Below are 21,707 nucleotides of genomic sequence, written 5' to 3' on the forward strand. Positions count from 1 at the left end.
CCCTGATCGTTCAATGAGGTATTGACGTATGAAAATAGCACATCGTTTGGTTACTGTTGCGACTTTCGCGACGCTGTTTATAGGGGCGGGCGCGCTGGCCCAGCAGCCCGATCCACCGGGGCAGGTGGAGAAAGGTGAAAAGCCCGTTCATGAGGCATACTTGTTCGCCCATATGACGCACGCCGACTACGGGCGTTTGTACTATTCGGTCAGTACCGATGGACTGCACTGGTACCGTTTGAACGAGGGAAAGCGCGTGTTCCCGGAGTACCAGGGGCACCCGGACATTACACGGGGGCCTGATGGTACTTACTATATTGCTGGGAACACCTCAGACTCTTCGCCCGATATAAATATTTGGTCATCACAAGATCTGATCCAATGGACATTACACAGCACCTACCGGCCCGAGCTAAAAGCAACGCCTGGTTATTCTCAGGCCCTGCAACGGATTGGAGCCCCCAAGCTGTTTTTTGATGAAGCATCAAAGCAGTTTGTGATGACATGGCACACGCCGCATAAAGAGGGCACAAAGGAAGACCCGGAACGCTACTGGGCCAGCCAGCGAACGCTCTACGTTTTGTCCAAAGATTTAAAGCACTTTCAAGGGCCGCCCAAACGTTTGCTTGACTGGGATATGGGTACGATTGATGTCTTTATTCGCAAAGATGAGGGAAGCTACTGGGCGGTGATCAAAGACGAGCGTTACCCGACTCTGGATTGGGTGACGGGTAAAACTATTCGCATTGCGCGCTCAGACAACCTGTTAGGGCCATACAAAGAGCTGAGTGACCCCATAAGTCCAAATTTTCGCGAAGCGCCCATGCTGATTCCCTCCCCCAACGGAGAGGTTTGGTACCTCTACTACGAGCAGTACCCGGGAGTGTCTTATGGCTTGTCTGTGGCCGACAGTTTAAGCGGACCCTGGTATCAGATCTCGGGCTATACCTTTTTCTCTGACTGGGACAAATACGCTGTACCCGAAAAGCTGCGCCATGGAGCTATGATCACCATCAGCCGCAAAGAGTTTGACAAGCTGGTGGATGAATTTGGCATAGAAGATCGCTTTTCCAAACAATAGACGTGGTGTATTCGATGAGCACAAAAAACCTTTGGTTGATACTAGCTGCACTGTCACTGACAAGTGTGTTGGTAAAAGCTGCTGACGCTGGTCAGGGTGCCGGCATGGTGACTCGCTGGGGCGAGCAAGTAAATGCTGACAACGCCTGGCAGGAATATCCTCGGCCGCAGCTTAGGCGCGAACAATGGCACAATCTTAACGGTCTTTGGGATTTGGCCGTCATCGATCGCAAAAGCGCTGAGCCGAATAATTGGGATCAGAAAATTCTGGTGCCTTTTTCGGTAGAAAGCCCTTTATCAGGTATCAGCGAGCGGGTAGGGGATTTGAGCGCTATCTGGTATCGCCGACACTTTGAGTATGCGCTTCAGGCCGGAAAACGACATTTGCTGCACTTTGAAGCTGTGGATTACGCAACGAAGGTGTGGGTAAACGATGCTTTTGTTGGTGCCCATATGGGCGGTAATCTGCCGTTTAGCTTTGATGTTACTGACGCGCTTAAAGATGGCGACAACGAGATCGTCGTGCGTGTGATTGACGATACCGACGCTGCTGATCGCTATCAACTCCGCGGTAAACAAACACGTAACAATCAGGGTATCTGGTACACGCCGGTATCGGGAATCTGGCAGACAGTGTGGCTGGAAAGCACGGGGCCAACCTACATTGAGAGCCTGCGCAACCAGGCAACCGATACCGGGGCACTGACGGTCAATGCGTCCATTGCTGGAGATAAGCAAGATACGCTGTTGGAAGTGACTATCTCAAAAAACGGCAAAAAGCTGGCGACAAAAGCCGCTTCAGGTAACCGCGTAGAGCTGGCACTAGACAACCCCGAGCTTTGGTCCCCTCAGTCGCCGGAGCTCTACGACCTAAAGCTGGTGCTTAAATCGGCCTCTGGAGACGTACTCGACAGTGCACAGTCCTATGTGGGGTTTCGCTCCGTTGGGCGCATCGCCAATGAGCAGGGCAATGTGCAGTTTACCCTCAATGGTGAGCCGATATTTCACTGGGGGCCGCTGGACCAGGGATGGTGGCCTGACGGCTTGCTGACGCCGCCCAGCGACGAAGCAATAGTGTTTGAGATGGAGTATCTCAAGGCTTCGGGCTTCAATATGATCCGAAAACATAAAAAGGTAGAACCGAGGCGCTACTACTATCACGCCGATCGGTTGGGATTTTTGGTATGGCAGGATCAGGTGTCCGGCGGCGCCGATACCGACGGCGGTAAACAGGAGTGGCCCGTATGGCACCATGTATCTCAGCCCTACGAGGACCGTATGCAGGGAGAGATTGACGCTCCCTGGCCTGCGTGGGCGCACAATCAGTACATGCGGGAGCTGACGGTGATGATCGACACGCTCTACAACCATCCGTCCATCGTAGTCTGGACGACCTTTAACGAGCGCTGGGGGCAGCACAACAGCTTGCAGGTGGGACACTTCGTGGAGTCTTACGACACCACCCGGCACCTCAATATTGCCAGTGGCGGCAACTTTTTCCCGGTAGGAGACATCGCCGATGCGCACCATTATCCCGAACCCAAATTCTTGATGGACGCCGCCGAGTTTGACGGTTACATCAAAGTCATCGGCGAGTTTGGCGGGCACGGCTGGCCGGTGGATGGACACATATGGGCACCGGATAGAGAGAAAATGATCTACGGCAATATGCCAGCGTCTTTGGACGAGTACAAAGCGCGCTATGAAAACTCAATACGGGGTTTGGGGGACTACAAAAAGCGTGGCGTTGCCGCGGGTGTCTACACCCAAACTACGGATGTTGAAACTGAGATCAATGGCCTGCTGACTTATGACCGTGCGGTAGAGAAAATCCCCGCTGGCGAGTTGCGTCAGCTGCACGAAAAATACGGTCTGACGACGCCGTAAGTCGTTAATCCTCATCTATACCCGATGGTTTTCTACGGGCTCTTTGCCGCTTTGGTCTCTGGTTAAAGCGGCTTTTTTACATCCTATTCTTAAAGTCAAATAGTGCAAATATTATTGGCGTATAGTCTTAGCTTATAAGTTGCCGCTTTGAATAAATTTGTCTGCATATACCCCTTAACCAGTACCGGGAGCAGAGCCAAAAGGTTACGAAGTAGGGGCAGTGCGAGTTCGACTTTAACCGCAAGGCTCGAACTCGTACCTTTGATGCGCTTCGGCACTTAGCTGGTAACCCAGGCTGGCAGCGCTGGTTCTGAGGTAAGTTCAAATTGTTCGGACTGTAGCGCAAACGCAAACTCCGGTTTTTCCTGTCTAAGATCAAACTTTTACCTGGGTCACCCTCGTGTTTCTCTGCTTTGCGTGGAATCGCTCCACGCTCTCAACTTTCAATCAAAGAACGGGTGACAATAATGCATAAGATCCTGAAAACTGTGGCGGTATTGCCCGCGCTCTATTGGGGCGCGGCGTCGGCCGCGATTGATTCCGGCGCGGTCAATCTGCCCGCCGATGACAAGGTGCTTTACATCCTCGGGCAGGATACTTCTACGCTGCGCGACTATAAAAATCAGGTGGGTACAAGCGCCCCGGTGCCCGGTGGTGTAACACTCTATAGTTCGCTGCTGCCGGTGGAGGTCAATGCCAATTCCGCGCCGGCCGATGCCAGCCTGTACGTGAGCGGCATTGAAGGCCCACCGGTTGATAACTCCAACGGTGAAGTAGATTTTGCGGAAACGTTGGCTGACTACGATCAGCTCGCCGGTGGCGACTCGGTCGCTCTGGCGGTGGGGCTTTATTTGTCTGATGAGTGGGCCGATTGCGGTAACCAACCGCTGCGCGCTATTGCCGGCACCGGCGACAGTGACGTAGGCAGTGCCTCCGACCCGCAGTCACTGACGTCTCAGTACCGTTACGCCATTGACCGAATGTTGAACTACTTCAAGAACGATGGCCGTCCGGTTTATCTGCGTATCGGCTACGAGTTTGACGGGCCGTGGAATTGCTACAACCAGGACTTTTACAAGCAGGCCTACCGCTGGATTGCCGATCGCATCGACACCTTGGGCGCCAACAACGTGGCTACCGTGTGGCAGGCCGCTACCTACCCGGATAATGGCGATTCCGCCTATGACTTCGATGCCGGCAACAACCCATACCAGCATTACAGTGACTGGTATCCGGGCGATGATGCGGTTGACTGGGTGGGTCTTTCTTTTTTTGCCGGTAGCGAGTATCTGGCCTATCAATGGTCTTGCCAGGACGGCTCTAAGCCCTGGACGGTACCGGATATCAGCCCTCGTGCGCTGCAAGATACTCTGGTGCAATTTGCCAGCGATCGCGGCAAGCCGGCGATGATTGCCGAGTCTGCCCCCCAGGGCTTTGATATGGCTGCAAAAACGTATAGCTGTACCGCCTCGCGCACCAACACTCAGAGCTTTGCCAGCTCCCAGGCCATGTGGGATGCCTATTTTGTCGACTACTTTAACTGGATTGAGCAAAACGCCGACCAAGTCCGCGCGTTTGCCTACATCAACACCGATTGGCAATCTCAGGGCCGCTGGTATTGCGCGCCGGGCGCCAGCGCCTGCGCATCGGGCTACTGGGGCGTGACCTCGCTGCAGGCCGATACCGTTGTACTCAATAACTTCGCCGCCGAAGTCTCCGGCAGCCTTTATGCTACCGCTGGCAGTGCTGTGGGTGGGGGCCACACCGGCGGTGGTGACGGTGGCTCTGGTGATGATGGAAGCACCAACGACCCTGAGCAAAGTGCCTACACCAGCCAGTCAATCCCTGGTCGCATTGAGGTCGAAGCCTTCGATAGTGGAGGTCAGGGAGTGGCCTACAGCGACACGGATGCCACCAACAACGGCGGTGCCCTGCGTCCAAACGAGGCGGTGGACTTGCAAGCTACCAGCGATGACGCCGGCCAGAATCTGGGATGGACCGAAGACGGCGAGTGGCTTGAGTACACTCTCGACAGTGTCGTTGCCGATACCTACGACATCGACGTACGTCTGGCTACGCCTAACACGGCGGGCAACCGCGCGCTGACTTTGTCGCTGGACGGCGACCCGCTGGCCACCGTGGATGTACCACAAACCGGTGACTGGCAGAACTGGCAGACCGTTACTGTACCGGCGGTAAGCATCACAGGCGGTGCTGACCGCGTACTGCGCCTGGGTATTATCGGCGGCAGCTTCAACGTTAACTGGGTGGAGTTCACCCCAGTTGCCAATGATGGCGGCGGTGATGGCGAACCTATCGACCCGCCGGCCGGTAATGACTGCGGCGATTTTGGCATCGCCTATCAAGACGACACCACCATGGTGCTCTACCACGCCGACGAAGGTTGGTCCGCCGATTGGAAATACCTGTGCCTGGATAGTGATTGCCGTTCGGCCACGCTCAATAACGGCTACTACACGCGGGCCGTGAGCGGTCAATTGGGGCAGAGCTACAGTGTTGAGTTCAAAGTGCAGCAAACTGCCGCGCCCGGTCAGTTTATAGCCGGTCCGCAGACCTTTACGTTCAACAATGCCTGCACTTTGCCTTAAGGCCGAGTTTACCGGTTGGCACTTTTGATTAAGTCTCGCGCTGGCGGGGCCTGCCGGCCGGTTGAAGATATTGGGAGTTCGAGTTTATCCACCCCCTGACGGGTACCGGGCAAACTCGAACTTGCCGCTTAAACCGGCGCCCGATAGCGTCGGACATCCAAAACGTTGGGCCGGAAGCGGACTCCACCCCACACAGCCAATAACAATAACGGGGACGTGATTATGTCTACACCTATATCGTTCAAACGAGCGTTCGCCGCCAGTGCGGCGCTCACACTGGGAGCGGCCGCCACTACAACTCAGGCCGCCCCCATTGATGTCAGCCTGAACGCCAGTGGCGAGCTGTTGCTGGAATACACTTTCGATGAGCAAAAAAGCGGTGGTATGTGGTTGTCGGGTTACGACAATGGCCAGTGGTTTTACACCATCATCGAGGGCGCCACAGAGACCAACCTTGGTGGTGGTCAGTGGCGCTATAGCTACCAAAGTAATTTGAATTGCAGCTCAGGGAATTCCCTCTCCCTGCGTATTCAGGGCAACTACTCACAGGTGGATTGGTTGCCGGGGCCTACCTCGGAGGATTACCTGGATGTCAGCTGTGACGGCCTTGCCGGTGGCGGCAGTAGTTCGAGTAGTTCGAGCGCCGCTTCCAGTTCCAGCGTTTCGCCTCAGCCTCCTGCCGGTGCTCCCAGTGTGAGCGTCAGTGCAGGCGATGGCGAAGTTAGCCTGAGCTGGCAAAGCGTCAGCGGCGCTGCCAGTTACCGGGTGGATTACGGCGTGGCGACCGGCGCGCTGGACAATAGTGTTACCACTTCTGCGACGGATTATACAGTGGCCGGACTGAGTAACGGTGTGGCCTACGACTTCACGGTGGCCGCCGTGAACAGCGAGGGTGAAGCGGTGTCCCCACGCGTGAACGCCACGCCCGAGACGGTCGGCACCGGAGGTGGGGGTGGCGCCAATGTGTTTGGCCTGGAATCGGACGGCACGGCCTACCACACCGACGGTGGACAGACCGGCGATTGGGTCTATCTGTGTTTGGACGGCGACTGCCGCGCGGCCAGTTTGAACGGTGGGCGCTACGAGTACATGTTCAATGTCTCCAGCGCTCAAAGCTATGATGTGCAGTTTAAAGTCCAGGACGATGCCAGCTCTCAGTGTATTGCCGATGCGGCGGGGCTCACCCCCGGTGGCGGTGTGACCAGCTCGCCCTGCGCCGCGGGTGGCAGCACGGGTGGCTCTGGGGGCGACTCGGGCTCGGGCGATGACGGTTCTGGCGATGACGATACCGGAGGTAATGGCGGTGCCGGCAACGGCTTTGGCAGTGCTGGCGGTGTGCGCGTCGAGAACGGCGTGGTGATTGCCGAGGTGGGCGAGCGCTACCGCGTGCGTCACGAATTGTCTGCAAGTAATTTCAATAACTTCAATGTGGAATATTGGCGTGCTCGCTATGGCGCCCTGCAGTTGCGCGACTATACGCGTGCGGCCGCCGCCAGTCAGCGCCAAGCGGCGTGTGGCAGCACAGACCCCTGTGTGGTGGTTCGCCTCGATAGCGCGGTGCCGCTGTCTATGACGGATGGGGCGGGCAACAGCAAAGACTGCAATCAGCAATCGCCTAACTTCCGGTACCACAAGTTTTACGGGGATGAGACCAACTTTTACTACGGCTACGTTATGGATATTTTGCTGCCAGACGGTACCGTGGTGCCGGCGTGCAGTGCCACGCAGAGCCAGCGCGCGAACGCCACCAGCTGGCAGGCTGTGATGCGCACCGATGCCAATATTCCGCGGGATTTTGAGCGCGGCGCACAAGTGGAGTTTGAGGTCACCATTAACTTTGACCGGGCCCAGGTAACGGGTGACAACGTCAACTACTATGGTCAGACCTTCCGCTATGTATTGGGGGAGGGTTTTGTGGTCAACAATCAGGATCCGGCCATTGGACCGGTGGGCATTAATGACAGCTTTGCCAAACTGGGCGGTGATACCACGGTGCCTCACCTGTCTGACACGGGCGGTGAACAGCGCCGGCTGTCATTTATGCAGCACGCCTACAATATAAGCCCTGCAAACATCGAGAACTGGTTGCAGGGGCGACGCCTGTTCCATACCGACTTTGCGTATGGAAACCATGTGGAGCAGTTGCTTCCCGGGCCTCAGGCCATTGGCGGTAATCTGCCGTTCCCGGCCATGGCCGGCAAGGCGACCAACCCGGTACAGACGAGCTGCACAGCCTGTCATACCAACAACAGCGTGGGCCCCATGCAGACCGGTGCGGATGTGGTGCCGCCCAAAATGATTGGCCTGGGGTTGCTGGGGGCTATTCCCGACAGCCAGATTGAGGCCTGGGCCGCGGAGAATGGTGGCACTGTCAGCCGTGTGACGGTGGGTGGCGCCCAGCAGATCGGGCGTTTTGGTTGGCGCGCGGAGGCCGTGAGCGTCGAGCATCAGGTCGCCAAGGCGCTTCACGACGACATCGGCGTGGGCACCAGTGTGGCCGACTTTGGTCCTTCGGAGCTTACTGACGCCCAGCTTATGGATCTGGTGACTTATTCTTCTTTGCTCGCGGTGCCTGTGCCGCGCGATAACCTGGCCGGGTCGACAGGTTTGGCGCAGTTCGAGTCTTTTGGGTGCGCCGGCTGTCACAGGCCCACAGCCACCACTGGCAGCAATACTGATTTTCCCGAGATTGCTAACCAGACGATTCATCCGTTCACGGACTTGCTGTTGCACGATTTGGGTGAGGGGGCCTTTCGTACGGCGCCGCTTTGGGGGCTGGGTTTGTCCGGCTACGTCAGCAATGGCTCGACTTCTGCGCTGGAGTTGATGCATGACGGTCAGGCTGCCTCGATTGATGAGGCGGTACAGAGGCACAACGGCGATGCGTCGGCGAGCAAGGCCGCCTATAACGGCGCTACCGGTGGGTCGCGGCAGGCGATGATCGACTTTTTGATGTCGCTTTAGTCGCTAAGAGTCAGGGGGCTCACCGTAATTGGGCATAGAATTTCCCTTGGGTTTGTGTTACTTAGTGACCCCGTCCCGATAGGGGCGGGGTTGTGGCCGCAGAAAATATGGCTTGCTGTAACATGATGGTGTGGACGCTGGATGAGTAAAAAACAACGCGCGGGTAAATCGACACGGGTCACCATGAAAGATGTCGCCGAAAGAGCTGGCGTGTCTTTAATGACGGTTTCAAGGGTTCTCAATAAAGATCGAGTGGCGGCCGCCACTTACGACAAGGTAATGGCAGCGGTAGAGGCGTTAAACTATCGCTTGGACGCGTCAGCTCGCAGCTTATCTGGGGCGCAGTCTTATCTGATCGGTTTTTTTTACGATAACTCTCTCGGTAGCTACATCAGTCAGTATCTGATTGGTGTTCTTAAGCGCTGCAATGAGCTTGGGTATCACCTCGTCATTGAGCCTTGCTCTTACGGCGACAATGACGTGGACGCTGTGGTTGGCGAGTTAACCAAGCGTTACAAACTGGATGGCATGATCATCCCCCCGCCGCTGTGTGAATATGTCCCCTTGTTAGATGCGCTGGATAAAGCCGGTGTGCGTTACGTGCGTGTGGGGCCGGGTTTAGAGTTGGAGCGATCCTCCTACGTTTCTATCGACGACTACCGGGCCACCTTTGAAATGACCGAGCACTTGATTGCGCAAGGGCATTCGTCTATCGGATTCATAAAGGGGGATACCCACCAAGGAATCGCCGTCAGCCGTTACAAAGGGTTCCAGGATGCAATGAGCAAGCATGGCTTGGTCGTTGATGAAGCGCTTGTCGCAGAAGGGGACTTTTCTTTTAATAGCGGGATGAAGGCCTGCGCGAAAATATTGGATGCCGGTAAACCTGTGACGGCAATTTTTGCCAGTAATGACGATATGGCCAGCGCGGTCATTGCAACGGCACACCGTCGCAGCCTTTGGGTTCCTGAGGACTTGGCCGTTGCGGGTTTTGACGATACGAACATTGCCACCTCTATTTTTCCTCAGCTCACAACCGTGCGTCAGCCGATTGAAGAGCTGTCCTCTCAGTCCGTTAACTTGTTAATTGAAGTGGTTAAGGCCGATAGCTTATTGGGGATAAAGCTTCAAAAACATGAGGTATTGGCCCACTCCCTTGTGCAGCGCGGCTCAACGGCTCCTGAGTAAGCTCACCCAGCCTGCAGTATCTACTTTTCGCACGTAAAAATAGCCGACCCCTAGAGGGCGAATGTAATTATTAAAAATTCTGTTGACGCACTCTGAAGGCTTTTGTTAACGTTAACGGTAACGCGCATTAAGGTGCGCTTGCTGGATATGGAGACGAGGCCATTTCCAGCTCACCGTTAAGTAATAACTGGAGCAAAAAAATAATGAGCCAATTTACTGTTAAAAAACGTCTTTTATCCTCGACCATTGCCCTGGTGATGGGCGGGGGCGCCATTGGAGCCATGGCGCAAAGTGGTCAAGCTGATGCTGAGTTGTTAGAAGAAGTGGTGGTTACGGGTATCCGCGCCTCTTTGGACCGAGCAATGGATGTTAAGCGTGACTCTCAGGGTGTGGTTGACGCGATTTCTGCCGAGGATATCGGTGACTTCCCCGATACCAACCTTGCTGAATCTCTGCAGCGGGTGACCGGTGTGTCCATTGACCGTCAGAACAACGAAGGTTCTCGTGTGACCGTTCGTGGTTTTGGACCCGATTACAACATGATTACCCTCAATGGTCGTCAAATGCCCACGGCCAACCTCGGGGAAACCGGTACCAACAATTCCCGCTCTTTTGACTTCTCTCAGTTAGCGGCGGAAAGCGTCAGTGGTGTAGAAATTTACAAAACTGGCAAGGCGAGCTTAACCACCGGTGGCATAGGTTCGACCATTAATATCAAAACGACTCGTCCGCTGGAAAACGCCGGGTTGAACGCGAGCTTTGGGGTAAAAGCCGTTGCAGACAGCACCAATCGTATTGGCGACGATGTAACCCCAGAGATTTCCGGTATTTACAGCAACACCTTTGCCGACGATACCTTTGGTGTGGCGGTATCGGCGAGCTATCAGAAGCGCGATTCAGCGCAATTATCTGGCACTGTTTCATCCGGCTGGAACAGTCTGCGGGTCGGTGAGGGGGATGCGCTGATCGACGCCTACCCAGTAGCTGCTGGCGATTTAATGTCTACCCCGCAAAACTATATGTACCGTGTGGATGACTATTCGCGCGAACGCACCAACGCCCAGGCAACCTTGCAATGGCAGCCTGTCGACAGTATTACGGCTACAGCTGATTACACCTACACCGAGCAGTCCGTAGATCGTGAGCGTCAAGAGCTTTCGGCCTGGTTTGGTGGCGGTTTCAGTTCTCAAGGTGATAGCGAGCTGTACAGCGAAAGCAGTGTCGTTACCCCCTCGTATCTGGTGGCTACAGATTGCTGTGACGTGGGTTTTGGTGTGGGTAGCTGGGGCACCGACAGCCAGATGGATTCTTTGGGCTTAAATGTAGAGTGGCAAGCGACCGACAACCTCACCTTGGCCTTGGATGCACATTCGTCAAAAGCAGAAGCCAAGCCTCAGGATTATCGTGGCAGTGATAACGTAGTGACCGCTGCTGCATTTACCCGTACCCGAACGACCGTCGACTTCCGCCAGGATTTACCGTTAATGACGGTCGAAATGGATGATGGTGCTCTTACGGCAAGCGATATTATTGCTACGGGTACCAGTCACCGTAACTCATACCAGAAAACCGAAATCGATCAGGTTAAGTTAGACGGTAGCTACGAGTTCGATGAGTCTGTGGTTAAGAGTCTGGACTTTGGTTTGGCGGCCACCAAAATAGAAAACCGCACAGCGTTTAGCCTCAATCAGGGTGGCAACTGGGGTGGGCTGGGTTACACCAATATCGGTGGCGACTGGAACTCTGCTGCAGGTGATGGCGACAATAACTTTGATGATTCCGCGTTTGAATTTAAGAGCCTGGCGGGTGAGTTTGATGATTTGTCTGCTGGCGGGATTTATGGTCAATTTGTTGATGTAAATTACGATCAGTTTGCCGGTGACATTGCGCGTTTTTACGAGCAGTATCCCGATGGGCAGGGCGCTGGTGGCAATGCCTTTGCTTTCTGTGACCCGGGCACTCTGTGCATCAACCCTGAATACGCGGTCGATAACCGCATGGAAGAAGAGCAGTCTTCCGCTTACGTTCAAGTAAACCTGGGCTGGGATACCGCCGGCATGCCGACTGACTTGGCGCTGGGTTTGCGCTACGAAGAAACTGACGTAACGTCTAACTCTTTGTTGCCGAATTATTTTAACGGTCAGTGGCGCACGCCGAACGAATTGCTGCTGCAAGCCGATGGTGGAATTTTCCGTGAGGGAACGGGCTCTTACGATAATTTACTGCCCAATATTGATTTCTCCATCCAGCCTACAGAAGACGTAGTTGTGCGTGCCTCGTTCAGTCAGACGATTGCGCGTCCTAATTATGGCGACTTACAAGGCACGGCTATTCCGGATAGTCCGCAGGCGCGTACTTTCGATAACAGTACCGCAGGTTCGGGAAACCCGGATCTGGATCCGTTTGAATCCACTAACTTTGATTTCTCCGCCGAATGGTATTACGGTGAAGGCAGCTATGTTTCTCTGGGTTATTACCAAAAAGACGTAGAAAACTTTATCGGCACAAGCATTGAAAACGAAGTGCTGTTTCCCTCAGTAGCAAACCCCGCAACCGGTCCCCGTTACGAAGAGGCCGCTGCTCAAGCGTCTGTTGATAACTTTGGTCAGGATGTTCGCGACTATTACGTCGCGCAAGGTTGGATTGACGGAACCAGCGGTGAGCTGCTGGGAGATCGCAGTAGCTACGACCCGTTGATGTACACCATACGTGTGCCGGTCAACGAAAAAGAAGCGTCTATCGATGGCTTTGAATTTGCGTTGCAGCATATGTTTGGCGAGTCAGGTTTCGGGGGTATTGTTAACTTCACTACCGTAGATGGCGATATCGGCTACGACAATGATGTGATTAATGAAAATCAGTTTGCCTTGTTAGGCTTGAGTGATTCGGCTAACGTGGTTGCTTTTTATGATAATTATGGTCTTCAAGCTCGTATCGCTTATAACTGGCGTGACGAGTTTCTAAGTGGTACACAGCAAGGGAATGGTCAGCAGGAGCCTGTATACACCGAGGCGTATGGCCAGGTAGATATTTCTGTTAATTATGACCTGACGGATAATTTGTCTATTTTCTTGGAAGGCTTGAATATCACCGAAGAAGATATTCGTGTACATGGGCGCACTGACAACATGCTGGTGTTTTATGGTGAGCAAGGTGCTCGGTATGCATTGGGTGCACGCTATTCTTTCTAGTCGTGACACTTAACCAAACTTGTTGTTAGTGGTATTTAGCCGCTATCGTATCAGCGATAGCGGCTCTTTTTGTTGAGTCAAAATAATAACAGAGGTTGGATATGAGCCAGAGAGTCGAGTCGTTAACCATTGTTGGCGGTGGCACCGCAGGTTGGATGGCCGCTGCAGCGTTGAGCAAGGTTTTTAAAAGATTAAAAGTCACTCTCGTGGAATCGGATTCCATCGGTACCGTGGGTGTCGGTGAGGCCACCATACCGACACTGCAATTTTTTAATCAGCTGCTGGGCATTAATGAACGCGACTTTGTTCGAGAGACTCAAGCCACGTTTAAGCTTGGAATTCAATTCGAGGGCTGGCGTTCACCGGAGCAAAAGTACATCCACGGTTTTGGTGAAACCGGCAAGAACTATTGGGCCGCGGGCTTTCATAATTTTTGGCGCCGTGGTGACGAGTTGGGGCTCGCTGAATCGTTCGGAAGGTATTGCCGTGAAGTTCAGGCTGCCCAAGCGGATCGATTTGCAATTGGCCCTGACAGTGGCTTGAACTACGCCTACCACCTGGATGCTACCCGATATGGCCAGTATTTGCGGAAAATAGCTGAGCGTAACGGAGTAATACGAGAAGAAGGCAAAGTCACGCGAGTGGATCAATGCAAAGATAGCGGAAATATTCTGTCGGTTACCTTGGATAACGGAAAAAGTGTTGACGGTGATTTGTTTATTGATTGCACGGGTTTTGCAGCGTTGCTGATTGAAAAGACATTGCAGACAGGTTATGAAGATTGGAGCCATTGGTTACCCTGCGACAGGGCGATTGCTCTGCAAACTGAGTTAACCGGAGACCCCAAGCCCTATACTCGCGCAGTCGCGCACAAGGCTGGCTGGCGATGGGAGATTCCCCTTCAGCATCGTCGTGGTAACGGGATTGTGTATTCCAGCGAATATTTGCCGGACGATGAAGCGCTAAATTTATTAAACCACTCCGTCCAAGGAGGGCTGACATCAGAGCCCAATAAGATTCGGTTTGTGACAGGAAAGCGGAAACTGCAGTGGAATAAAAACTGTATTGCTCTGGGGCTTGCCAGCGGGTTTTTGGAGCCTTTGGAGTCCACCAGTATTCACCTTATTCAGCAGAATATCTTAAAGCTCATTAAGTTGTTTCCGGACAGTGTTGAGTGCGCATTGGACCGCGATGAATTTAACCGAAGGGCGGATGCTGAGTATCGCCAGGTGCTGGATTTTATCGTTTTGCATTATCGCTTGACCGAGCGAAGTGATTCGCCATTCTGGCGGCATTGTCGCACCATGAGCGTGCCTGACTCTCTGGCACATCGTATGGAGCAGTTCCAGGAAACGGGGCGATTCTTTCTGGAAGATGGCGAGCTGTTTGTCGACTCTTGGTTTCAGGTGATGATCGGGCAGGGCCTCATTCCAAAAACCTATCACGCCGTTGTGGATGAAATGCCAGAGAGTGAGCTGGCCGCAATGCTAAAGCAATTATCTCAAAGTGTGCAGTCGCATATTGCCAAGCTACCCAGTCACGCGGAATTTCTAAAGCGCTACCTTTCGGTGTAAAGGTCTCATCAGAGTTTGGTGGGGTCGACTTAGCAAGGCGTGCCTACAGGCTTAACGTTAGGTGCATCTTCTCGACTCATTGAGCGTTGCAGCATTAAAACAAGTTCGCTTTGCCGTAAGTGCTGCTCTTAGTGAGTAGTCAGAGGCTGGCTTAAAAAAGCTTGCCTCTTTGAGCTGCTTTCGTTGTTATCAGTTTTTTTGCGCAAGCAACGGCTATTTATTCTGCGTAAATTTGATTGATTGGCGAGAGCTTTTAACCGCTTGAGTTAATTATTTATTGACCACCGTAAGGCACTTTTGTTAACGTTAACGATAACGAAATTAAAGTGGCTGCGGAGTATTGAAAACTGGTCGTGATGCTTGGTATAGCGTCGTGCTTGGCAGGGTTCATACTCTACTTGTGACGCCGGATAAGCTTAATAAAGCAGGGCCTGGAACAATCAAGGTAAGTGTCCCGTTAGAAAACTGGGTAGTTGACGGATTGGATTCTAAGTTTACGCAACCTTCTAGCTGAGCTCTCCAAAGCTAGACTTAGTAAGAGGTAACCCTCCTCCCTAAGTGCCTTGGGCTGCCTGCGGGCAGCTATTTTTTGCTGAGGCGTTAGTTTGTGGTCGGCAGGGGTGAATTTAAAAACGATAAAGCATAAAAAATTGAAAGCATCGTGAAATTGCACGAGCCCTCAAGTTGAAGTGGTACTGACTGAGTGGGCCGTAATTGCGTTTTGTACGCGCACGCAGCTCGGTGAGTGTAACGCTCACTGTGCACCGATAGACCTTACCATCAGTAATAGGCAGAAGTTACGCCATGAAGAATCAAAATATTCGTAACCCCATTTTACCGGGCTTTAACCCTGACCCATCTATTGTTCGAGTTGGCGATGATTATTATATCGCTACGTCAACTTTCGAGTGGTATCCCGGTGTGCAAATTCACCATTCTCGCGATTTGAAAAACTGGCGTTTGGTGAGTCGTCCACTTAACCGCCCTGCGTTATTGGACATGACGGGTGAACCCGATTCTTGCGGTGTTTGGGCTCCCTGTCTCAGTTGGGCAGATGGGCGCTTTTGGCTTATTTACACCGATGTGAAGCGCTTTGATGGTAACTTTAAAGACACTCATAATTACCTCACCACTTGCGAAAGTATTGATGGTGAGTGGAGCGATCCCGTGTACCTAAACAGCAGTGGTTTTGACCCCTCGCTGTTTCACGATGAGGATGGCCGCAAATGGCTTGTGAACATGGTGTGGGACCACCGACCCGAGCGAACGTTTTTCGGCGGAATTTTACTGCAGGAATACGATGTATCTTCGCAACAGCTTATCGGCACCGCGAAAAATATTTTTGCAGGCTCGACGTTAGGGTTTACGGAAGGGCCCCATATATACAAGCGCGATGGATATTACTATCTACTGACGGCTGAAGGTGGTACAGGCTACGATCATGCAATGACCTTAGCCCGGTCGCGTTCTTTAACCGGCCCTTACGAGCTGGACCCCAATGGCCACTTTATTACCGCTAAAGATAACCCTGAGCTTGCCATACAAAGATGTGGCCACGGTGCGGTAGTGGATACGCCTAACGGAAGTGAGCACTATGCTGTTCACTTGTGCTCGCGGCCGTTTTCGCCTAATGATCGCTTCAGTCCGTTGGGGCGAGAGTCGGCGATACAGCGAGTGCGGTGGGATGATCAAGGCTGGCTGCGCCTCGACAATGATTCGAACTTGCCGGAAACTTCGGTGCCGGCGCCGAACCTGCCAGAACACCCGTGGCCAGCGGAAGCGACTGATTTTGATTTTATAAGCAGCGAACTGCCTCAAGCGTTTCAGTGGTTGCGAACTCCGCGCCATGAACGTTTATTTAGCTTGACGGAGCGGGCCGGGTGTTTGCGGCTGTTTGGACGAGAATCTTTGGGGAGCCATTTTGAATCGGCATTAGTAGCTTTACGCCAAGACTGTCTGAGCTGTGAAGCGGGAACACTGGTGGAATTTAATCCAGAAAATTTTCAGCAAATGGCTGGTTTGGTGTGTTACTACAATTCGCAGAAGTTTCATTATTTATACATCTCTCACGATGAGGCACTTGGCAAACATTTGGCGATCATGTCCTGCGATGCGAAGTTGGGGCTGGAGGCGAGTTTCCCGGTTGCTCCGATTGCGTTGGAGCAGAATAAGAAAGTGCATTTAAAAGCCGTGATTAGGCGGGCTGAACTGACTTTCAGTTATCGCTATGACGATAGTGAATGGTGTGAGTTGCCTGTTACGTTAGATTATCGGCATTTGTCTTGCGAAGCGGGAAAAGGCGAGGGCGCAAGCTTTACTGGTACCTTTATTGGTATGGCGTGTCAGGATTTAACCGGCACAGCGCGGGCTGCTGATTTTCATCATTTTTATTACCAACGAGACGAATAACGTTAATAAGCCGCACGAGCACGGTCAGTGAGTGCGGCGTAATTGCGCTGTTGATACCCGACTTAACAATAACGAAATATCTATGGTTCTGGGGGTTTTATGAACTACGAAGCGTTGGCCCAGCAATTCTGGCGCGATGGTTATTTGGTGCTAGAGGATTTTTTTTCTGCCGATTTGATGGATCAGTATCAGGAGTTGATAGTTCGTCATTTTGGTTCAAGTCCGGCATTTCTTCACACCGATGAATTTTTGAACAAATCTGCTACAGAGGTCATCCCCTGGTTTCCTCAGCAAGAGGGGCAAAACGCCTTTGATGTGGCGCAGAATGATGAGCGCTTGCAAGCGCTGACAGAAGCGATTTTAGGCGAGGGGTGGTATTCGCTGTACTGCATGACCATGTTTTCTCGCAAAGGAACCAAAGGTCAGGCGTGGCATCAGGACTGCGATCCGCAGGAAAGCGCCGCCCGCTTCAACGTGAATCGGCTAATCTACACTGAGGATATCCGCGAAGAGATCGGCGGCCAGACACTGGTTATACCCGGCTCTCATCGGCGGGGCACTATCACCGTGGGTGACGTGAACGAGGATTTTGCAGATCAAACAGTACTGACACCTAAAAAAGGGACCTTAGTGATGCTTCATGGCCATACCTGGCATCGAGTTCGCCCCGTTATTGGAGGCTATCGGGTGTCCACCAATTACCGCTGCTGTCCGCAAGGTACGCCGGAAAATATTACCGATGTGTGTGTTTACCGCAACATGCGTTACAAGTTTGAAACCAGTTCGGTAGTGGAAGATCGTATGGCGGGGGGTGATGCATGAGCCAGCCAACGTCGTCGGTGCCGACAGCACCCGTGAGCGGCTCCGCTCAGACTTTTCGCCTGGCGATTGTGGTTGCTTTAGGTGGCTTTCTTTTCGGTTTTGATGCCTCCGTTATTTCTGGAGCCATTAACGCCATTGCGGCTGATTTTGCTTTATCCGATTGGGAGATGGGCTTAGTGGTCGCTTCACCCACTTTGGGTGGCATTATCGCGGGTGGTTCCGCCGGGCCGTTAAGTGACCGCTTTGGGCGCAAGCCGATACTGTTAGTTATCGCTATTCTTTACACCGTTTCAGCCGCTTTCTCGGCGCTGGCACCAGATTTTCTTACCATCACGCTAGCTCGCTTTATCGGGGGGTTGGGGTTTGGTTCGTTAACGCTGGCTCCGATTTACATAGCGGAGATATCTCACCCATCCCAGCGCGGGCGAATGGTGTCCATCAACCAGCTGAATATCGTTGTGGGATTTTCTGCCGCCTATTTTGCCAACTATGCCCTGTTGCAAGCAGCCGCCTCTGGCGCTGATTGGGTGGGCTCGATTGGTTTGGATTCAAACACCTGGCGCTGGATGCTTGGTATTGAGCTGCTACCCGCCGGCATTTACGTATTAATGTTGTTGCACATACCCGAAAGCCCTCGTTGGCTGGTTTTAAATCATCAACCCGAGCGCGCCCAACGCGTGATACACAAACTGATGCCCGGCGTGGATGCTGAGCAAGAAGTACGTGAAATTCGCGCGAGCCATTCCAGCGCGATGGAGCCTTTCTTAAAGCGGCTGTCGGGGTTAATGAAACCGAGTGTACGTCTCGCGCTGGTGGTGGGACTTGTGATTGGGGTTGCACAGCAGATTACCGGGGTCAACGCGATATATTTTTATGCGCCGACCATTTTTGAGCAAAGTGGTGTGGGTACCAATGCCGCCTTTGCTCAGGCTATTTGGGTGGGCGTTACCAATGTGGTGTTCACCTTGGTGGCGATGTTTTGCATAGATCGCTACGGACGACGGCCGCTGTTGCTTGTGGGTTTACTGGGGGTCGTCATCAGCATGGCTGTGTGTGCCTATGGGTTCAAGCAGGCCACTTACGTGATAGACGATATTCAGGCCATTGAAATTCAAAACACCGAGTTAAAAAGCCGTTTGAAGCCATTAGAGGGGGTGGTGTACGAGAGCGATGTGGCTTTTAAACGGGCTTTGCGAGCGTATCTCAGCGAAAGTGAATTACGCGAGCAACAGGGACAAATTATTAAAGCGGCTATCAACATGCAGCCGACGTTAATCCTGATCGGTATTCTCGGTTTTGTGGCTTCTTTTGCGGTGTCGCTAGGGCCGGTGATGTGGGTCTTGCTGTCGGAGATTTTCCCTAATCATTTGCGCGGTATCGGTATGGCTTTCATCGGAGTGATCAACAGCGGTGTCAGCTTTTTGGTGCAATTTGTGTTTCCGTGGCAGCTGTCCAACTGGGGCTCATTCATTACTTTCTTGAACTACGGGGTTTTTGCAATTATTGGGTTGGTGCTGGTGTATTGGCTGCTGCCGGAAACCAAGGGTAAAACCCTAGAACAATTAGAGGCGGAGTTTACCCGGGCAGAGACGCCATGAGCCGAATTATTCGCTGGGGGCTTTTAAGTGCGGGCAATATTGCGGGGCAATTTGCCCAGGACTTTAGCGCGGTGGAAAATGCGGTAATCCATGCAGTGGCCGCTCGCAATGGTGACATTGCTCGCGCCTTCGCCCGCGAGCACGGTATAGAGAAGGCCTACGCAGGTTACGAACCGCTGCTGGCGGATTCAGAAATCGATGTGATTTACATCGGGACTCCCCACAGCTTGCATTTCGAACATGCCAAGGCCGCGTTGGAGCATGGCAAAGCAGTGCTGTGCGAAAAGCCGATGACGGTAACCCCCGAAGAATGCGAAGAGCTACAGCGTGTCGCCTTGCGTACAAGTGGCTACTTGATGGAAGCCATGTGGACGTACTTTCTCCCGCCGGTGCAGACGGCTTTGCGTTGGGTACAAGAGGGGCGCATTGGTCGCATTTGCCAGATTAAAGCTGATTTTGGGTACCCTCAGTTTCCTTTCGATTCTAAAAAGCGTGTGTACGATGCGAGCTTGGCAGGCGGTTGTCTGTTGGAGATGGGAGTATATCCCGTAGCGTTGGCGTGGCTATTTATGAGGCAAGACCCGGCGGAGATTCAGGTAGTGGCCCGTCATGCGCCTAACGGGGTCGAAGATGATCTGGCCATCTTATTTAATTATCCAGAATCCGTTGTGACCTTAGGTACGTCCTTCCGTTGTAAGCTGCAAAACTGGGCGTACATCATTGGTGAGCAAGGCTATATCGCTATCCCCGATTTTTGGCGCGCACGCGAAGCGTCTCTGTATGTGTTGGATGATCGAGTTGATCACTTTGTAGATAAGCGTGCTACCGAGGGCTTTCATTACGAAGCTCAGGCCGTCACCAACGATCTGCTTGCGGGCAGGGCAGGCTCTTCGGTGGTGGCCGCGCGAGACAGTCTGGCCATTCAGCGCCAAATGGCCATGATTCGTGAGGCGTTTTCCGATGAAGCGTAAAATACTCACTAAAACCGCTTTGGCCCTGATGGCCGTGTTAATACTGAGCCTCGTTGCCTGTGGTGGGGCGGGCGGTGGTTCTGCCGGACCGGCTTCCAATGGGTCCGGCTCTCCTGACCCAGAAGCCCCGGCCCCCGAACCAACTGAGCCTGAGCCCAGCACTCCGCAAGAGCCGGTATCGGACATGCCCTCGTTGAATCGCCCTGAAACCGAGAAGACCTGGGTGTTTATTGGCCAGGATAATGCGTCCGTCGGAGGCAACTTCACCTACAGCAACGGCTATGTCGATCACCTGGGTGTGCCGGCGGGAATTACCTCTTATCTGGGGTTTGGGTTTGACTGTCTACCGGTGTTACCTGGGTTGGCCACCAGCGTCGACTATGGCGCTGGCCCCATTAACCTGAAACATTATCTGGATTCGGGCACCCTCGATGGAGTACGGATACACCTGTCCCTTGACATGGCCTATGGTGACTCAGAAGTGGCCATCGCCAATGGCGACAAAGACGCCTGCATTGAACAAATGGCCCGCTTTATGGGCGATTACCCAGAGGTGTTTTTCTTTGTACGTCCGGGGTACGAATTTGACGGTGCGCATAACCACTACGAGCCCGAGGCCTTCAAACAGGCCTACCGCCGTATCGTGGATACTTTCCTTGAGTATGAATTGAGCAACTTTAATACTGTAATGAGCTCGGTCACACCCGCCACAAAGGCGGGCCGCTGGGAGCAGTATTGGCCCGGGGATGATTATGTGCACTGGGTGGGGTATTCGCTGTTTGACAGTGGTCTGGTTTTAGGTGCATCCGAGCCCGCTACGGTGCAGTTCGCCCGGAACAAACAAAAGCCGGTGTTTATCGCCGAAGCTGCGCCGCGAGGTTATCAATTGGATGAACTCTCCGAGTCCGAATCGCTTGCTCTGTGGGATAGCTGGTACCGCCCGGTGTTTGCCCATATCGAGCAGCACGCCGATATCATTGGTGTTTTTGCCTATATTAACGCCGACTGGGAGTCTCAAGCCTTGTGGGCGGATGAGGATTGGGGCGATACTCGTATACAGGCCAATGTGTGGCTTCGCTCTCTTTGGGAGGAGAAAGTTTCGACGCAAGGTGTTACCCCATCGCCCGAATAGAAAAGCGACGGCAAAGCGCAAGCACTGGTTTAGCTGAGTATTCTGGTGCGAAACTAAGAATCAATTTTCCTCGGCCTGCAGCGGAAGATGTCGGGTTTTCGGAGCTAGATGTAAGCGGATACTCTAGCTATACGTACCCAGGTTCTCGTAGTTCAAGATTGGTCTGGTATTCAATTGTTTTCTGCTTTGGGCCGTTAAGATTAGATTTGAGCGGCTATATGCAGTGCCTGTCCGGCTACGCTATTAAAGGAACAGTTGGTGATAATGCGGAATATTTTTCAA

The 21,707-nt window shown here is 53.1% G+C and carries 12 protein-coding genes; all 12 read left to right on the forward strand.

The features are described 5' to 3' along the window. The first annotated feature begins 28 nt into the window (after positions 1-28). A complete protein-coding gene (locus tag M6D89_RS16805; RefSeq protein WP_253969252.1) occupies positions 29-1,081 on the forward strand; it encodes a family 43 glycosylhydrolase in 1,053 nt (350 codons plus the stop codon). Between the two features lie 14 nt (positions 1,082-1,095). After that, positions 1,096-2,967: a glycoside hydrolase family 2 protein gene (locus M6D89_RS16810; protein ID WP_253969253.1), complete on the forward strand. Its 1,872-nt coding sequence runs from the start codon at positions 1,096-1,098 to the stop codon at positions 2,965-2,967. 467 nt (positions 2,968-3,434) lie between these two features. Further along, positions 3,435-5,576 (forward strand): family 31 carbohydrate-binding protein, encoded by a 2,142-nt coding sequence (locus M6D89_RS16815; RefSeq protein WP_253969254.1) that lies wholly within the window; start codon positions 3,435-3,437, stop codon positions 5,574-5,576. 222 nt (positions 5,577-5,798) lie between these two features. Then, positions 5,799-8,540, forward strand: coding sequence for a di-heme oxidoredictase family protein (locus tag M6D89_RS16820; protein ID WP_253969255.1), 2,742 nt, complete (start codon positions 5,799-5,801; stop codon positions 8,538-8,540). A 141-nt stretch (positions 8,541-8,681) separates the two neighbouring features. Then, positions 8,682-9,728, forward strand: coding sequence for a LacI family DNA-binding transcriptional regulator (locus M6D89_RS16825; protein ID WP_253969256.1), 1,047 nt, complete (start codon positions 8,682-8,684; stop codon positions 9,726-9,728). 203 nt (positions 9,729-9,931) lie between these two features. Next, positions 9,932-12,919, forward strand: coding sequence for a TonB-dependent receptor (locus M6D89_RS16830; protein ID WP_253969257.1), 2,988 nt, complete (start codon positions 9,932-9,934; stop codon positions 12,917-12,919). A 101-nt stretch (positions 12,920-13,020) separates the two neighbouring features. Next, positions 13,021-14,493: a tryptophan halogenase family protein gene (locus M6D89_RS16835; RefSeq protein ID WP_253969258.1), complete on the forward strand. Its 1,473-nt coding sequence runs from the start codon at positions 13,021-13,023 to the stop codon at positions 14,491-14,493. A gap of 804 nt (positions 14,494-15,297) precedes the next feature. Next, entirely contained in the window at positions 15,298-16,902 is a 1,605-nt protein-coding gene (locus M6D89_RS16840; RefSeq protein ID WP_253969259.1) for a glycoside hydrolase family 43 protein, read from the forward strand. A 99-nt stretch (positions 16,903-17,001) separates the two neighbouring features. Next, positions 17,002-17,724 (forward strand): phytanoyl-CoA dioxygenase family protein, encoded by a 723-nt coding sequence (locus tag M6D89_RS16845; protein WP_253969260.1) that lies wholly within the window; start codon positions 17,002-17,004, stop codon positions 17,722-17,724. Then, entirely contained in the window at positions 17,721-19,322 is a 1,602-nt protein-coding gene (locus M6D89_RS16850; protein WP_253969261.1) for a sugar porter family MFS transporter, read from the forward strand. The genes M6D89_RS16845 and M6D89_RS16850 overlap by 4 nt, the downstream gene beginning before the upstream one ends. Next, entirely contained in the window at positions 19,319-20,293 is a 975-nt protein-coding gene (locus M6D89_RS16855; protein WP_253969262.1) for a Gfo/Idh/MocA family protein, read from the forward strand. Before M6D89_RS16850 ends, M6D89_RS16855 begins: the two co-directional genes overlap by 4 nt. Then, positions 20,283-21,425 carry a glycoside hydrolase family 26 protein gene (locus M6D89_RS16860; RefSeq protein ID WP_253969263.1) on the forward strand — a complete coding sequence of 381 codons (1,143 nt, stop codon included), beginning with the start codon at positions 20,283-20,285 and terminating at the stop codon, positions 21,423-21,425. Before M6D89_RS16855 ends, M6D89_RS16860 begins: the two co-directional genes overlap by 11 nt. Positions 21,426-21,707 lie beyond the last annotated feature (282 nt).

The organism is Gilvimarinus xylanilyticus (assembly GCF_024195295.1).
Lineage (GTDB): Bacteria > Pseudomonadota > Gammaproteobacteria > Pseudomonadales > Cellvibrionaceae > Gilvimarinus > Gilvimarinus xylanilyticus.

What these genes read in the sequence shown, in the direction of transcription:
- M6D89_RS16805 (WP_253969252.1), top strand. Translation starts at nt 29, where the DNA reads ATGAAAATAGCACATCGTTTGGTTACTGTTGCGACTTTCGCGACGCTG.
- M6D89_RS16810 (WP_253969253.1), top strand. Translation starts at nt 1,096, where the DNA reads ATGAGCACAAAAAACCTTTGGTTGATACTAGCTGCACTGTCACTGACA.
- M6D89_RS16815 (WP_253969254.1), top strand. Translation starts at nt 3,435, where the DNA reads ATGCATAAGATCCTGAAAACTGTGGCGGTATTGCCCGCGCTCTATTGG.
- M6D89_RS16820 (WP_253969255.1), top strand. Translation starts at nt 5,799, where the DNA reads ATGTCTACACCTATATCGTTCAAACGAGCGTTCGCCGCCAGTGCGGCG.
- M6D89_RS16825 (WP_253969256.1), top strand. Translation starts at nt 8,682, where the DNA reads ATGAGTAAAAAACAACGCGCGGGTAAATCGACACGGGTCACCATGAAA.
- M6D89_RS16830 (WP_253969257.1), top strand. Translation starts at nt 9,932, where the DNA reads ATGAGCCAATTTACTGTTAAAAAACGTCTTTTATCCTCGACCATTGCC.
- M6D89_RS16835 (WP_253969258.1), top strand. Translation starts at nt 13,021, where the DNA reads ATGAGCCAGAGAGTCGAGTCGTTAACCATTGTTGGCGGTGGCACCGCA.
- M6D89_RS16840 (WP_253969259.1), top strand. Translation starts at nt 15,298, where the DNA reads ATGAAGAATCAAAATATTCGTAACCCCATTTTACCGGGCTTTAACCCT.
- M6D89_RS16845 (WP_253969260.1), top strand. Translation starts at nt 17,002, where the DNA reads ATGAACTACGAAGCGTTGGCCCAGCAATTCTGGCGCGATGGTTATTTG.
- M6D89_RS16850 (WP_253969261.1), top strand. Translation starts at nt 17,721, where the DNA reads ATGAGCCAGCCAACGTCGTCGGTGCCGACAGCACCCGTGAGCGGCTCC.
- M6D89_RS16855 (WP_253969262.1), top strand. Translation starts at nt 19,319, where the DNA reads ATGAGCCGAATTATTCGCTGGGGGCTTTTAAGTGCGGGCAATATTGCG.
- M6D89_RS16860 (WP_253969263.1), top strand. Translation starts at nt 20,283, where the DNA reads ATGAAGCGTAAAATACTCACTAAAACCGCTTTGGCCCTGATGGCCGTG.